The organism is Paracidovorax wautersii (assembly GCF_900113035.1).
In the GTDB taxonomy this organism is placed as follows: Bacteria; Pseudomonadota; Gammaproteobacteria; order Burkholderiales; family Burkholderiaceae_C; genus Paracidovorax; species Paracidovorax wautersii.
This window is the reverse complement of the sequence record NZ_FONX01000003.1, coordinates 101,538-115,221: the sequence shown is the minus strand read 5'-3', so window position 1 is coordinate 115,221 and position 13,684 is coordinate 101,538. Positions and strand designations below refer to the sequence as shown.

The window sequence follows — 13,684 nt, the reverse complement described above, 5'->3', positions numbered from 1 at the left end:
GGCAGCCATGAAACACCTTCTGTTCGCGGTGCTGCTGGCCGGCGGCGCGGCCTGGGCGCAGGCCCCGGCCCCGTCGCCCGCGGCATCGTCGGCCGACGTGCCGCCCGCCGCGGCCGCCACCACCGCCGCCGCGCAGCCCGCGGCCGGCGCGGTGCGCAGCCAGAACATCTTCGACGTCAAGCCCGACGCCAGCGCCGACCCGGGCTACGCCGGGCAGACCAACGGCGAACGCGCCCGCGTGCAGCCCGGCAACAACGCGCCCATGTGGCGGCAGGTGGGCCAGGGCGTGACCGGCTACAGCAGCCTGCCCGTGACCCAGGCGCCCGAGGCGGGCAACCTGATCCAGCGCTTCGTGCAGTACCCGGGTTCGCGCTTCACCAATGCCGGCGAGGCCTGGCGCGAGGTGCGCAACCGCTGGATCATTCCCTACGGCGCGGCCCTGCTGGGCATCACGCTGCTGGCGCTGGCGATCTTCTACTTCGCCAAGGGCCCCATGGGCCATGCACCGGCCGACGGCCCGGGCCGCCGCATCGAACGCTTCACGCCCTTCGAGCGCGCGGCGCACTGGTCCAACGCCATCGCCTTCTGCACGCTGGCCCTCTCGGGCATCGTGATGGCCTTCGGCAAGTTCTTCCTGCTGCCTGTCCTGGGGCCCACGCTGTTCGGCTGGCTGGCCTACGCGCTCAAGAACGTCCACAACTTCATGGGCCCGCTGTTCGCGGTGTCGCTGACCGTCATCATCCTCACCTTCGTCAAGGACAACATCGCCACCATGGCGGACTGGATCTGGCTCAAGAAGGGCGGCGGCATGCTGGGCGGTGGCGACGAGGAAGTGCCTTCGCACCGCTTCAACGCCGGCGAGAAGGGCATGTTCTGGTGGGGCATCACCGTTCCGGGCGTTTTCGTGGTGCTGTCGGGCCTGGTGCTGGACAAACTCATTCCCGGCTGGGGCCTGCTGCGCGGCGAGATGCACATCGCCCACATGGTCCACGCCAGCCTGGCGCTCTGGATGATGGCGCTGCTGCTGGGCCACATCTACATGGGCACCATCGGCATGCGCGGCGCCTACAAGGCCATGAAGACCGGCTACGTCAGCGAGACCTGGGCGCACGAGCACCACGCGCTCTGGGCCCAGGACATCCGCGACGGCAAGATCCCCGCGCAGCGCAGCAGCGAGGAACGCTCCGGCCCCGCCGCAGCCCAGCCCGCCGCCGCTGCAAGGAGCACCCCATGAAGAAGACCGCGCACCGCCGCACCCTCTCGCAGGCCGTCCTGGGGCTGGCCCTCGCCGCACTCGCATCGGCCGCCCTGGCCAAGCTGCCGCCGCTCAGCCCCGAGGCACAGGCCAAGGCCAACGAAGCCGCGGCCAAGGCCGCCTGGAGCGCCAAGGTTGATGCCTACCGGCTCTGCCAGGCGCAGGACCGCGTGGCGGCCTACTACCGGCGCACCGCCTCCAGCCCCGCGCCGGCGCCTGCCCAGGGCTCCGTGCCCTGCGCCGACCCGGGCCCGTTCGCCTACACCCCGCCGGAGAGCAAGCCGCTGGAATCCGCCGGCGCCCACTCGCCACCGGGCAATGCCAGCAGCCCGCACAACAGCGCCGTGCCGGATGCGGCGAGCGGCAAGCCCGCCAAGCCCTGATCGACCGCGCGGGCCCACGCTGCGGCCCGCTGCCCACAGTTCGCTCTGCACCCCGGCCGGCCCTGCGCCGGCCGGTGCGTGTAGGCTGGCGCGCATGAAGCAGATGACCGCTCCCACCGAAACCCCCTCCAGCCCCGCAGCCCTGCAGCCGCCGCCGCGCCTGCCCCGGCTGACCGGGGCGCGCGCCCCGCTCACGCAGGCCGTCGAGGTGGTGAACGAGCGCGGCGAGCGCGAGACCCTGCACATCCCGGCGGAGCGGCCGCTCACCGTCTATGTGGACCGGCGCGAGATCGTCACGCTGATGACGCTGGGCGCCCACCCCGAATGGCTGGTGCTGGGCTACCTGCGCAACCAGCGGCTGGTGGATTCGGCCGACGAGATCGAATCCATCACCGTGGACTGGGACGTGAACGCCGCCGCCGTGGCCACGCGCAGCGGCATCGCGCGCATCGAGGAGCGCACGGCCCGCAAGGTAGTCACCACCGGCTGCGGGCAGGGCAGCGTCTTCGGCGGGCTGATGGACGAGGTCGAGCGCATCGACCTGGGGCCGGCGCAGCTCACGCAGGCCCAGCTCTACGGGCTGGTCAACGCCATCCGCCTGCAGGAATCCACGTACAAGTCGGCGGGCTCGGTCCACGGCTGCGCGCTCTTCCAGGGTGACCGGATGCAGGTCTTCGTCGAGGACGTGGGCCGGCACAACGCCATCGACACCATCGCCGGCTGGATGTGGATGCAGCCGGGCGGCCCCGTGCCGGGCGGCGACAAGGTCTTCTACACCACGGGCCGGCTCACCAGCGAGATGGTCATCAAGTCCGCGCAGATGGGCGTGCCCATCGTCGTCTCGCGCAGCGGCATGACGCAGATGGGCCATGCCGTGGCCCGGCAGCTGAACCTGTGCGCCATCGGCCGCTCCGTGCACCGCCGCTTCGTCTGCTACAGCGGCGAGGACCGCATCGTCTGGCAGCCCGAGCTGGCCGGGCAGGGCGGCCCGGCCTCCGCAGCGGCCTGACGGCCGGACGTCCCGCGCCGCCATTGCCCCCAGCCCGCGCCGGGCGCGGGCAATTGCGATAACGTGCCGCACCATATGCAGCACCTTTCCTTCATCCGCCTGGGCTGGCGCACGCTGTGGCGCGACCTGCGTGCCGGCGAACTGCGCCTGCTCATCGTCGCCGTCACGCTGGCGGTGGCCGCGCTCACCTCGGTGGGCTTCTTCGCCGACCGGCTGCAGGGCGGCCTGCAGCGCGATGCCCTGCAATTGCTGGGCGGCGACGCGGTGGTGGTCAGCGACAACGCCACGCCGCAGGCCTTCGCAGAGCAGGCCCGGGCGCTCGGCCTCGCTGCCACGACCACGCTGGCCTTTCCCACCATGGGCCGGGCGGACGACGCCCAGGGCGGCGCAAGCCGGCTGGTGGCCCTGAAAAGCGTGGCGGCCGGCTACCCGCTGCGCGGGCAGATGCAGACCGCAAGCGCACCCGGCCAGCCGGGCCAGGCCACGCGCGACGTTCCCGCGCCGGGCGAGGTCTGGGTCGATGCGCCCGTGCTGGAGGCGCTGAACCTCGCCGTGGGCGACCGGCTCTGGCTGGGCGATGCCGCGCTGCGCATCGGCCGCATCATCACGCTGGAGCCCGACCGGGGCAGCGGCTTCATGAACTTCGCGCCGCGCGTGATGATGAATGCGGCCGACCTGCCCGCCACCCAACTGGTGCAGCCGGCCAGCCGCCTGACCTACCGCTTCGCGGTGGCAGGCGCCGCGCCGGCCGTGCGCCAGTTCACCGAATGGGCCGACCGCGCCGTGCACCAGCCGGACCTGCACGGCGTGCGCCTCGAAACCCTGGACAGCGGCCGCCCCGAGATGCGCCAGACGCTGGACCGGGCGCAGAACTTCCTGAGCTTGGTCGCACTGCTGGCCGCGCTGCTCTCGGCCGTGGCCGTGGCGCTGGCCGCGCGCGGCTTCGCCAACGACCACCTGGACGCTGCCGCGCTGCTGCGCGTGCTGGGCCAGAGCCAGCGGCTGATCGCGGGCGGCTACGTCGTCGAATTCGCGCTCATCGGCCTCTTCGCCAGCCTGCTGGGCGTGGCGATCGGCTACGGCATCCACCACGTCTTCGTGGCGCTGCTGGCCGGGCTGGTGGATTCGGCCCTGCCGGCGCCCAGCGCGTGGCCGGTGGCCTTCGGCCTGGGCATGGGCCTCACGCTCATGTTCGCCTTCGGACTGCCGCCCGTGCTGCAGCTGGCGCGGGTGCCGCCGCTGCGCGTGATCCGGCGCGACCTGGGTGGGCTCAAGCCCGCCTCGCTCGCGGTGCTGGGCGTGGGCGTGGCGGGCTTCGCCGCGCTGCTGCTGGCCGCCAGCCGCGACGTGAAGCTGGGCCTGATCGCGGTGGGCGGCTTCGCAGGCGCGGTGCTGCTCTTCGCGGGCCTGGCCTGGTGCGCCGTGCGCTTGTTGCGCAAGAGCGTGAACGAAGCCACCGCCCCGCGCTGGCTGGTGCTGGCCACGCGGCAGATCGCGGCGCGGCCGGCCTATGCGGTGGTGCAGGTCAGCAGCCTGGCCGTGGGCCTGCTGGCGCTGGTGCTGCTGGTGCTGCTGCGCACCGACCTCATCAGCAGCTGGCAGCGCGCCACGCCGGCCGATGCGCCCAACCGCTTCGTGATCAACGTCCTGCCCGAGCAGGCCGACGCCTTCCAGCAGGCGCTGCGCGGCGCGGGCGTGCGGCAGTACGACTGGTACCCCATGATCCGCGGCCGGCTGGTGGCCGTGAACGGCAAGCCGGTGAGCACCGACGACTACGCCGAAGACCGCGCCAAGCGCCTGGTGGACCGCGAATTCAACCTCTCCAACGCGGCCGAGGCGCCGCCGCACAACCCCATCGTGGCCGGCCGCTGGACGCCCGGCGCCGCCGGCGAGATCAGCGTGGAGGAGGGCATCGCCGAGACGCTGGGCCTGCACCTGGGCGACACGCTGCGCTTCGACATCGGCGGCCTGCCGAGCGAGGCGCGCATCACCAGCCTGCGCAAGGTGGACTGGGGCTCGCTGCGCGCCAACTTCTTCGTGATGTACACCACCGCGCAGATGCCGCCCGAGATGCCCGTGACCTATCTGGCGGCCTACCGGGCCCCTGAAGTCTGGCCCCCACGTTCCCCCGCTGCGCGAGGTCCGCTGCCCGCCGAGGGCGCTGCTTCCCCCTTGGAGCGGCCCGGCGTGGCAAGCGCCAGCTTCGACAACGCCCTGGTGCGCGAATTCCCCAACATCACCAGCGTGGACATGAGCGCCACGCTGGCGCAGGTGCAGAGCGTGCTGGGGCAGGTGATCCGCGCGGTGGAATTCCTCTTCGGCTTTACCCTGGCCGCAGGCGTGGTGGTGCTGTTCGCGGCCGTCACCGCCACGCGCGAGGAGCGGGCCCGCGAGTACGCCATCATGCGGGCCGTGGGCGCGCAGGCGCGGCTGCTGCGCCAGGTGCAGCGGGCCGAGCTGGCCGGCGTGGGCCTGCTGGCGGGCTTCCTGGCCAGCTGCGTGGCGGTGGCCGTGGGCTGGGCGCTGGCGCGCTTCGTGTTCGACTTCACCTGGACCGCGCCGCTCTGGGTGCCGCTGGCCGGCGCCCTGGCCGGCGCGCTGCTGGCGCTGGCTGCGGGCTGGTGGGGGCTGCGCGGCGTGCTGCGCCGGCCGGTGATGGCCACGCTGCGGCAGGCGGCGGAGTAGCGGCAGCGGCGCAGCAGGGCAGGGCGTGCCGTTGCGGCACCCCGGCCCCCTGTTCCGTGCAGCGCCCATTCGATTCCGTTCAATCCATACAACGAAGGAGACAGCAATGACCCAGGTACTCGCAGGCGCCGAGCCTTTCGCATTCGAGGGCAACGATATCGGCGTGCTGGTGTCGCACGGCTTCACGGGCACGCCGCAGAGCATGCGCCATTACGGCGAGCAGCTGCACCGGCGCTTCGGCTTCACGGTGGTCGGCCCGCGCCTGCCGGGCCACGGCACCTCGCCGGACGACATGGAAACCACCGGCTATCTGGACTGGGCGCGCGAGATCGAGCAGCAGCTCAAGGCCCTGGCGGCGCGCAAGCGCAAGGTGTTCATCACGGGCCTGTCGATGGGCGGCACGCTGACGCTGAACATGGCGGCGCGCTTTCCGGAACTGGTGCACGGCATCGCCCCCATCGCCGCGGCGGCGGGGCCGCTCAAGCGCGAATTCGCGGGCGTGCTGGCGCTGGACCCGGCTCCGCGCCGCATCCCGGGCATCGGCTCCGACATCAAGGCCCCCGGCGTGCAGGAGCTGGCCTATGCCGAGGTGCCCGTGGCCTGCATGCGCGAGATCGCGGCGCTCATCGCGCAGACCGGCGCCCTGATGGGCGGCATCACCTGCCCCGCGCTCGTCATCCACGGCCGCGAGGACCACGTGGTGCCGGCGTCCAATGCGCTGCACATCGTCAACACGCTGGCCTCCAGCGACATCCGCCTGCTGTGGCTGGAAAATTCCTACCACGTCGCCACGCTGGACAACGACAAGGACCTGATCGCCGAGCGCGTGGGCCGCTTCTTCGCCGAGCTGGCGGCGGGCTGAGCGTGCGCTGCCCGACAATCGCGGGCTTCATCCACTCCTGAGCCGCACGCCGCCATGTCCGAGGATTCCCAGAGCCCCAGCCAGCAGACCCCCTTCGAATGGATCGGCGGCGAGCCCCAGGTGCGCGCCCTGGTCGATCGCTTCTACGACCTGATGGACCTGGAGCCCGCCTACGCCGCGCTGCGCGCAGCGCACGGCAGCACGCTGGAGGAGGCGCGCGACAAGCTCTTCTGGTTCCTCTGCGGCTGGCTGGGCGGCCCCGACTACTACCAGGAACGCTTCGGCCACCCACGCCTGCGCATGCGCCACATGCCGTTTTCCATCGGCATCAAGGAGCGCGACGAGTGGGTGGCCTGCATGGACCAGGCCATGGGCGAGACGGGCGTGCCCGAGCCCCTGCGCGTGCGCCTGAAGGAGAGCTTCATGGGCACGGCCGACTGGATGCGCAACCGGGGCGGCTAGGTTGCGCTGAGGCGATCGGCCTTGCGCTGGCCATGCGGGCAGGGCGGGGGAGCGAACGGAGTTGCAACCAATTGCGCAGTGTCACGCGCATGTCAATCGGCATGCCGACACTCGCGCTTTCGTTGCTTCTCCTCAATTCCTCCTAGATCGCACCGCATGCCACATCTCCACCGCATCCTGGGCGCCTCGCCCGTCCATCCGTCGCGCCGCTGGGCGCTGGCCGCCGTCGGCTGTGCCGCCCTGCTGGCGGCCTGCGGCGGCAGCGATGGCGACAGCGCTTCGGCTTCGCCGAGCACGCCCGCCAGCCCGGCCACGCCGCAGTCCGCGCCCGCCACGGCCACGCTGGCCGTGCTGGAGACGACCGACCTGCACTTCAACGTGCGCAGCTACGACTACTTCAAGCTGGCCGAAGACAAGACCTACGGCTTCGAGCGCACCGCCACGCTGGTGCGCCAGGCGCGCAAGGAATTCGCCAACACCGTGCTGGTGGACAACGGCGACACCATCCAGGGCACGGCGCTGGCCGACTACGAAGCCGTGGTCAAGCCCATCGACTGCAAGCAGCAGCTGTCCATGTACAAGGCCATGGGCGCGCTGGGCTTCGATGCCGGCACGCTGGGCAACCATGAATTCAACTACGGTCTGCCCTACCTGAACCAGGTGCTGGGCGGCGGCCTCAACGTCGATGGCGTGGACCCCTCCGTCAAGTGCGTGGGCGCGGGCTACCCCATGGCCCTGGCCAACGTGTACAGCAGCAAGACCAAGCAGCCGCTGGTGCAGCCCTATGTGCTGCTGGAGCGCACCATCACCGCCCAGACGGCCGACGGCAAGACGGTGCAGCTGCCGGTGAAGATCGGCGTGATCGGCTTCACCACGCCCGGCATCCTGAACTGGGACAAGCGCTATCTGGACGGCAAGGTCTATACCGAAGGCGCGGTCGAATCGGCCCAGAAATACGTGCCCGAGCTGCGCGCTAAGGGCGCCGACGTGGTCGTTGCGCTGCTGCACGGCGGCCTGGATGGCAGCGCCTATTCGGCCACCATGGAGAACCCGGGCCTGCACCTGTCCAAGGTGTCCGGCATCGACGCCATGGTCATGGGCCACCAGCACAGCGTGTTCCCCGACCGCAGCTCCAAGCCCGCATTCACCCAGTCCGGCGTGGACAACCAGGCCGGCACCATCAACGGCGTGCCCGCCGTCATGGCCAGCTCCTGGGGCAAGGCGCTGGGCGTGATCAGCCTGTCGCTCAAGTGGGACGGCAAGGCCTGGAGCGTGGACAAGAGCGGCTCCAAGGCCGAGCTGCGCAACATCCAGGCCAAGGACGCCTCCGGTGCCAACGTGTTCGTGGACGCCGACTCCAGCATCGCCCCGCTGGTCGATACCCAGCACCAGGCCGCCATCGCCTACGTGAAGACGCCCATCGGCAGCACCGACTTCCGCATGAGCACGCTGTTCGCCGACGTGGGCGACCCCGGCGCGATCCAGATCGTGAACCAGGCGCAGCAGGCCTACGTGGCGGCCTACATCCAGGCCAACCTGCCGCAGTACAAGAGCCTGCCGGTGCTGTCGGTGAGCGCGCCGTTCAAGTCCGGCTTCCAGGGCGGTGCCGACTACACCGACGTGGCCGTGGGCCCGCTGGCGATCAACAACGCGGCCGATCTCTACCTCTACCCCAACACCGTCTATGCGGTGAAGGTCAACGGCGCCGACATCAAGAACTGGCTCGAATCCGCCGCCAAGCGCTTCAACCAGATCAGCACGACGAAGACCACCGAGCAGCAGCTCATCAGCAGCTTCCCGGGCTACAACTTCGACATGTTCACCACGGCCGACGTGCAGTACGAGATCGACGTGACCCAGCCCACGGGCAGCCGCATCAAGAACCTGACCTACAAGGGCGCCACCATGGACCCGGCGCAGGAATTCGTGATCGCCACGAACAACTACCGCGCCACCAGCGGCAAGAGTTTCAGCGACAAGCTCGACGGCTCCGGCACCATCTGGGCCTCGCCCGATGCGAACCGCGACGTGGTGATCGACTACATCCGCAAGAACCCGTCCGTCACCCGCTCGGCCAACGGTGCGGCCAAGAGCTGGCGCTTCACCAAGGCGAGCACGGCCGGCCCTGTGGTGTTCAGCTCCGGCGCCGGCGCCCTGAGCGTGGCGCAGGCCGCGGGCCTGTCCGGCGTGTCGCTGGTGGCGGCCGACGACGGCTCGGGCAAGGGCACGTCCAAGTACGCGATCGACCTGTCCAAGTGATCGCCTGCCCCGGTGGCGCCTGCAGGCGGCACCGGGGCAGCGAAACGGCGCGCAGGGCCCTGGGGCCTTGCGCGCCGTTGGCTTTGGGGCCGCCTGCGGCCTTGTCGTCCGTCAGGCTGCGGCTGCGGCCCGGAAAGCCTCCAGATGCCGCACCAGCGCCAGCGGCGTGCGGTCTTCGTACATCGGGCCGATCAGCTGCATGCCGATGGGCAGGCCATCGCTGCCGCGCCCGATGGGCGCCACGGTGGCGGGCAGGCCGGGCAGGGTGGCCACGCTCTGCCAGAACGACTGGGCTCCGAGCAGCTCGGGCCGGCCGTCGATCGGCACCGTCGCCGTGCTCCAGTCCATGGCCGGAATATGCGGGTAGGCGGTGCAGCCGAAGGCGGGCAGCAGCAGGGCGTCGAAGCTCTCGAAGAAGCGCCGCCACTGCGCCTGCACCCGCGCGCGCTGGTCCAGCAGCTGCAGCCATTCGTGCGCGGGCATGCTGGCGGCGCCGGGCGTGCCGCGCGTGATGTAGGTCATCAGCAGTCGGTGGTAGGCGGCGTGGCTCGCGGCCAGGTCGGGCAGCAGCTCGCTGGCGCCGCGCTCCACCGTGCAGCCGCTGGCCTGCAGGTCGTCGGCCACCGCGCGCAGGCGGGCCTGGATGTCGCTCGCCACCGCCGCGCCGGGGGCGCTGTCGATCAGCAGGCAGCGCGCCTGCTGCACTGGCCGCGCGGGCGGCAGCCGCACCTGCATGGCGCGGGCCTGGGCGCCGATGGGGCCGGCCAGCAGGTCCAGCGCCAGTTCCAGGTCTTGCGCGCTGCGCGCCAGCGGGCCGATCACGGCCAGCTCGTTCGGCGCGCCGGGCGGAAAGCCTGGAAAGTCGTGGCCCGCCGCGGGCAGCAGCCCGTGCGTGGGCTTGTGCCCATAGACGCCGCAGAAGTGGGCCGGCACGCGGATGGAGCCGCCGATGTCCGAACCCAGCTCCAGCGCCACGAAGCCCGCCGCCAGCGCAGCGGCTGCGCCGCCCGAGGAGCCGCCGGGCGTGCGCGAGAGGTCGTGCGGGTTGTTGGTGCGGCCGTAGATCGGGTTCGCGCTCTGCCAGTCGCCCAGCGCCACGGGCACGTTGGTCTTGCCCAGCAGCACGGCGCCGGCGGCCTTGAGCCGCTCCACGGCCACCGCGTCGGCCTTGGCGATGAAGCCGCGGGCGTGCTCGAAGCCCCAGGTGGTGGGCAGGCCGGCCACGTTGAACGATTCCTTGACGGTGATCGGCACGCCCAGCAGCGGGCGGCGCTCGCCCCGCGCCAGCGCCGCATCGGCCGCCCCGGCCTGCAGGCGCGCGTTGGCGAAGTCGCGCACGACCACGGCGTTGATGGCGCCGTCCTGCGCCTCGATGCGGGCGATGGCGGCATCGCACAGGGCGAGGGCCGTGGTGTCGCCACGGGCGAGGGCTGCGGCCTGGGCGCTGGCGGTGCCGGCGAGCAGGGTGTCGTGGAGGGCTTGCGTCATGGTGCGTGGCGGGGGCGGTCGGCCCGGAAGGTGAAGGTGTTCGGTATCAAATTGATAGCTGGATGCGCTTGCCCATCAAGGGCTGCAGCCTGATTCCATGCTGAAAAGACTCAGCCGGCCACGCGCCGCCGTCCGGGCTGCAGCAGCACCACCAGCGCGCCAGCGCCGCCTTCGGCCGGGCGGGCCTGCACGAAGGCCAGCACTTCCTTCTTCTGCACCAGCCAGCGCTGCACGCGGCTCTTGAGCACCGGCGTCTTGCCCGGCGAGCCCAGGCCCTTGCCGTGCACCACGCGCACGCAGCGCAGGCCGGTGCGGTGGGCCACGCGCACGAATTCGCCCAGCGCCTCGCGCGCCTCGTCGGTGCGCAGGCCGTGCAGGTCCAGCTGGCGCTGGATGCTCCAGTAGCCGGCGCGCAGCCGGTGCGTCACGTCCTGGCCGATGCCGGGGCGGCGAAAGCTCAGCTGGTCGTCCACGTCCAGCAGCGTCGTCACGTCGAACTCGTCGCTGATGGATTCGAGCAGCACGCGCTCCTCGTCCAGGGTGCGCTGCACCGGCAGCGGCTCGGGCGGCTCGGGCGTGTGCCAGCGGCGCTCCTGCGTGCCGCGCAGCGGCTGCACGGGGCCCACGGCGTCCTGGAACAGCATGCGCTCGGCCCGGGCGCGGCGGGCGGCCTCCTGCCGTTCGCGCAGGCGCTCGGCCTCGCGCGCGGCGGCCTCGGCCAGCGCCTTGCGCAGCGGCTGGAGGTCTTGGAGGGAGCGGGCTTTGACGGTCATGGCAAGGAGGGTTGTAACCCAATCCGTTTGACCTGCGCCGCAGGCGGGGCGCCCGTCATGGCGCCGCTGATGGCACCGTGTATTCGGCTGCGATGAACTGCGTGACCTCCGCCGGGTTGAAGTTGTCGTCGCTCACGAAGACGATCACGCGCCCGCCGCCGGGCAGGGGCGGGCCCCAGGCCATGCCCTCCAGATTGTCGAGCGTGCCGGCGCCCAGCGTGGCCAAGTCGGCCACCAGGGTCTTGGGGGCGGGGGTGTAGCTGCCGGGCGCGAGGGCGGGCAGGGCGAGGGTGTCGCTGCCCGTGCGCGTGTCGATGCGGTACAGGCGCACGGCGAAGCCCGCGCCCGCGCTGTAGCTGCGCTCCAGCACCAGCAGGTGGTGGCGGCCGTCTTCCAGGATCTCGCTGATGCCGTTCATCTGCGGGCCCCAGGGGATGCGGCGGGCGTGGGCCACGGCGTCGGGCTGGTAGGCGATCTGGCGCAGGGGCTGGCCGGTGGCGAGGTCGAGCGCGGTGAAGCGCACCGGGCCGCCGGGCGCGGCGGGCGTGGGCAGGGGGCCGTCCTGCCGCCAGGGCATTTCCATCGAGAGCCAGAGCGTGCGGCCGTCGGGCGACAGGGCCAGGCCTTCGAGCGTGCCGTTGGAGCGGGGGCCGCGGCCGTGCGCCCCGTCGGGCTGGAAGCTGGCGGGCAGGGGCAGGTCGCGCACGGCGCTGCCGTCGATGCGGCTTTCGCGCAGCTGCGGACCGAAGCCGCGGCCGAAGTCGCCCTCGCTGGTCCACAGGAAGTGCCCGCCGCTGCCGGGCAGCCAGCGGACGGCTTCGGCGTCGGGCACGTCCACGCCGGGCTCGGGGCGGCGCGGCGAGGGGTAGGTGCGCCCGTTCGCATGCCGCAGCGCGACCATGCCGGTGATGGCGGGCGTCTCCAGCCCTTGCGGGCCGTAGCGCAGCGTGGCGGTGTAGATGCGCGCCGGCTGCAGGGCCGAGCGGTCGTCGCTGATGAGCAGCCAGCGCCCGCTGGCCGCGTCGTAGTCGATGCCCGAGATGCCGCCGAAGGTGGTGCCCAGCACCTCGGTGCCGGGGGCGATGGCGGCGCTGCCGATGAGGCGCAGCGCGGGTCGGGGGCCGGCGGCAGCCGTGGCTGCAGGCGCAGCAGGCACGGCCTGCGGCAGCGGCGCGCAGGCGGAGAGGGCGAGGGCCAGGCCCGCTGCCAGCAGCGGTGCCCAGGGGGACGTGCGGAAAAGGGTGCTCATACCAGGCCCTCCTCGGCCATCGACAGGGCGGCGCCGGGCGCGACGATGACGTGGTCCAGCACGCGCACGTCGATCAGCGCGAGCGTGGTCTTCAGGGTGCGGGTCAGCGCCTCGTCGGCGCGGCTGGGCTGCACGCTGCCGCTGGGGTGGTTGTGGGCCAGCACCACGGCGGCGGCGTGATGGTGCAGGGCGCGCAGCACCACTTCGCGCGGATAGACCGATGTTTGCGTGAGCGTGCCCCTGAAGAGTTCTTCGAGCGCGATGAGCCGGTTCTGGCTGTCGAGGAACAGCACCGCGAACACCTCGTGCGCCTTGGCCGCCAGGTGCAGCTGCAGGTAGTGCTTGACGGCCTGGGGCGAGCCGAAGACCTCGCGCTCGCGCAGCTGCTGCGCAAGGGCCCGGCGCGCCAGCTCCAGTACGGCCACGAGTTCGGCGCGCTTGGCTGGGCCCAGGCCCTTGATGCGGCTCAGGTCGTCTGCGCTGGCGTGCAGCAGCCCGGCGATGCCGCCGAAGCCGCCGCCCAGCCGGCCGGTGGCCGGCTCGGCCTGGGGCGGATCGAGCAGCTCCTGGGCCATCTGCAGCACGCCCTTGCCCTGGATGCCGGTGCGCAGCAGGATGGCCAGCAGCTCGGCATCGGTGAGCGCTGCGGGGCCGCGTGCCAGCAGCTTTTCGCGCGGCTGCGAATCGGTGGGCAAATCTTTGATCGCCATGGAGCGGGGCCGGTTTCCGGCGTTTCCTACAATGGCGGCAGTTTATCGAGACCCCATTTCATGACCCTTGCCGCCCCCGATTCCGCCCGCGCCGACGCTGCCGCCGCCCCCACCGTGCAGGAGGGTTCGTTCCTCACGCTGCACTACCGCCTGGCCGGCCCGGCGGGCGATGTGATCAACACCTTCGGCGGCCAGCCCGCCACGCTGTCGCTGGGCGCCGGCGAGCTTTCGCCCGCCGTGGAGCAGCGCCTGATCGGCCTAGCCGAGGGCACGCGCGCCACTTTCGAGCTGCCTGCCGGCGAAGCCTTCGGCGAGCGCAACCCCGAGATGCAGCAGTGGGTGGCCGCCAAGCTGCTGGCCCAGCTGGGCGACCCCGACGAGCGCTACACCGTGGGCGACGTGGTGCAGTTCCCCACGCCCGACGGCCTCGGCAGCTATGCCGGCGTGGTGCTGGAAGCGCGCGCCGACGGCGCCGTGCGCTTCGACTTCAACCACCCGCTGGCCGGCCAGCCCGTGACCTTCGAGGTCGAACTCATCGGAGTCCTCTGA

12 protein-coding genes are annotated in these 13,684 nt (G+C 71.9%); 8 read left to right on the top strand and 4 right to left on the bottom strand.

The genetic code is table 11. From position 1 onward, the window contains the following. Nucleotides 1–7: 7 nt before the first annotated feature. The 7 genes from BM070_RS05495 (at nt 8) to BM070_RS05465 (ending at nt 8,915) form a co-directional block, all read left to right on the top strand. The gene (locus tag BM070_RS05495; RefSeq protein WP_092938363.1) at nt 8–1,234 is read left to right on the top strand and encodes a formate dehydrogenase subunit gamma; all 1,227 of its coding nucleotides are present in this window, start codon (nt 8–10) and stop codon (nt 1,232–1,234) included. Then, complete coding sequence (locus tag BM070_RS05490) at nt 1,231–1,638, top strand: hypothetical protein (RefSeq protein ID WP_092938361.1); 408 nt, start codon at nt 1,231–1,233, stop codon at nt 1,636–1,638. The genes BM070_RS05495 and BM070_RS05490 overlap by 4 nt, the downstream gene beginning before the upstream one ends. Before the next feature lie 103 nt (nt 1,639–1,741). Then, nucleotides 1,742–2,647, top strand: a complete 906-nt coding sequence (locus BM070_RS05485) for a formate dehydrogenase accessory sulfurtransferase FdhD (RefSeq protein WP_092938893.1) — start codon at nt 1,742–1,744, stop codon at nt 2,645–2,647. Between the two features lie 75 nt (nt 2,648–2,722). Then, nucleotides 2,723–5,332: an ABC transporter permease gene (locus tag BM070_RS05480; RefSeq protein ID WP_092938359.1), complete on the top strand. Its 2,610-nt coding sequence runs from the start codon at nt 2,723–2,725 to the stop codon at nt 5,330–5,332. A 106-nt stretch (nt 5,333–5,438) separates the two neighbouring features. Continuing rightward, nucleotides 5,439–6,194 carry an alpha/beta hydrolase gene (locus BM070_RS05475; RefSeq protein ID WP_092938357.1) on the top strand — a complete coding sequence of 252 codons (756 nt, stop codon included), beginning with the start codon at nt 5,439–5,441 and terminating at the stop codon, nt 6,192–6,194. Nucleotides 6,195–6,248: 54 nt separating this feature from the next. Next, entirely contained in the window at nt 6,249–6,656 is a 408-nt protein-coding gene (locus tag BM070_RS05470) for a group II truncated hemoglobin (protein ID WP_092938355.1), read from the top strand. A 156-nt stretch (nt 6,657–6,812) separates the two neighbouring features. Beyond that, nucleotides 6,813–8,915 (top strand): bifunctional 2',3'-cyclic-nucleotide 2'-phosphodiesterase/3'-nucleotidase, encoded by a 2,103-nt coding sequence (locus tag BM070_RS05465; RefSeq protein WP_092938353.1) that lies wholly within the window; start codon nt 6,813–6,815, stop codon nt 8,913–8,915. A 111-nt stretch (nt 8,916–9,026) separates the two neighbouring features. Here the strand turns inward: BM070_RS05465 and BM070_RS05460 are convergent, their stop codons facing one another. The 4 genes from BM070_RS05460 to radC form a co-directional block, all read right to left on the bottom strand. Beyond that, on the bottom strand, nt 9,027–10,403 hold the full coding sequence (locus BM070_RS05460; protein ID WP_092938351.1) for an amidase family protein: 1,377 nt from the start codon (nt 10,401–10,403) through the stop codon (nt 9,027–9,029). 110 nt (nt 10,404–10,513) lie between these two features. After that, nucleotides 10,514–11,176, bottom strand: coding sequence for a Smr/MutS family protein (locus tag BM070_RS05455; protein WP_092938349.1), 663 nt, complete (start codon nt 11,174–11,176; stop codon nt 10,514–10,516). 55 nt (nt 11,177–11,231) lie between these two features. Further along, on the bottom strand, nt 11,232–12,425 hold the full coding sequence (locus BM070_RS05450; RefSeq protein ID WP_092938347.1) for an esterase-like activity of phytase family protein: 1,194 nt from the start codon (nt 12,423–12,425) through the stop codon (nt 11,232–11,234). Continuing rightward, nucleotides 12,422–13,135: a RadC family protein gene (gene radC, locus BM070_RS05445; RefSeq protein WP_092938345.1), complete on the bottom strand. Its 714-nt coding sequence runs from the start codon at nt 13,133–13,135 to the stop codon at nt 12,422–12,424. The genes BM070_RS05450 and radC overlap by 4 nt, the downstream gene beginning before the upstream one ends. Nucleotides 13,136–13,195: 60 nt before the next feature. On the opposite strand from radC, the gene BM070_RS05440 reads away from it, so the two are divergent. Next, the gene (locus tag BM070_RS05440; protein ID WP_092938344.1) at nt 13,196–13,684 is read left to right on the top strand and encodes an FKBP-type peptidyl-prolyl cis-trans isomerase; all 489 of its coding nucleotides are present in this window, start codon (nt 13,196–13,198) and stop codon (nt 13,682–13,684) included.

Excerpts from the sequence above, each read along its gene's own strand:
- BM070_RS05495 (WP_092938363.1), top strand. The coding sequence starts at position 8 with ATGAAACACCTTCTGTTCGCGGTGCTGCTGGCCGGCGGCGCGGCCTGG.
- BM070_RS05490 (WP_092938361.1), top strand. The coding sequence starts at position 1,231 with ATGAAGAAGACCGCGCACCGCCGCACCCTCTCGCAGGCCGTCCTGGGG.
- BM070_RS05485 (WP_092938893.1), top strand. The coding sequence starts at position 1,742 with ATGACCGCTCCCACCGAAACCCCCTCCAGCCCCGCAGCCCTGCAGCCG.
- BM070_RS05480 (WP_092938359.1), top strand. The coding sequence starts at position 2,723 with ATGCAGCACCTTTCCTTCATCCGCCTGGGCTGGCGCACGCTGTGGCGC.
- BM070_RS05475 (WP_092938357.1), top strand. The coding sequence starts at position 5,439 with ATGACCCAGGTACTCGCAGGCGCCGAGCCTTTCGCATTCGAGGGCAAC.
- BM070_RS05470 (WP_092938355.1), top strand. The coding sequence starts at position 6,249 with ATGTCCGAGGATTCCCAGAGCCCCAGCCAGCAGACCCCCTTCGAATGG.
- BM070_RS05465 (WP_092938353.1), top strand. The coding sequence starts at position 6,813 with ATGCCACATCTCCACCGCATCCTGGGCGCCTCGCCCGTCCATCCGTCG.
- BM070_RS05460 (WP_092938351.1), bottom strand. The coding sequence starts at position 10,403 with ATGACGCAAGCCCTCCACGACACCCTGCTCGCCGGCACCGCCAGCGCC.
- BM070_RS05455 (WP_092938349.1), bottom strand. The coding sequence starts at position 11,176 with ATGACCGTCAAAGCCCGCTCCCTCCAAGACCTCCAGCCGCTGCGCAAG.
- BM070_RS05450 (WP_092938347.1), bottom strand. The coding sequence starts at position 12,425 with ATGAGCACCCTTTTCCGCACGTCCCCCTGGGCACCGCTGCTGGCAGCG.
- radC (WP_092938345.1), bottom strand. The coding sequence starts at position 13,135 with ATGGCGATCAAAGATTTGCCCACCGATTCGCAGCCGCGCGAAAAGCTG.
- BM070_RS05440 (WP_092938344.1), top strand. The coding sequence starts at position 13,196 with ATGACCCTTGCCGCCCCCGATTCCGCCCGCGCCGACGCTGCCGCCGCC.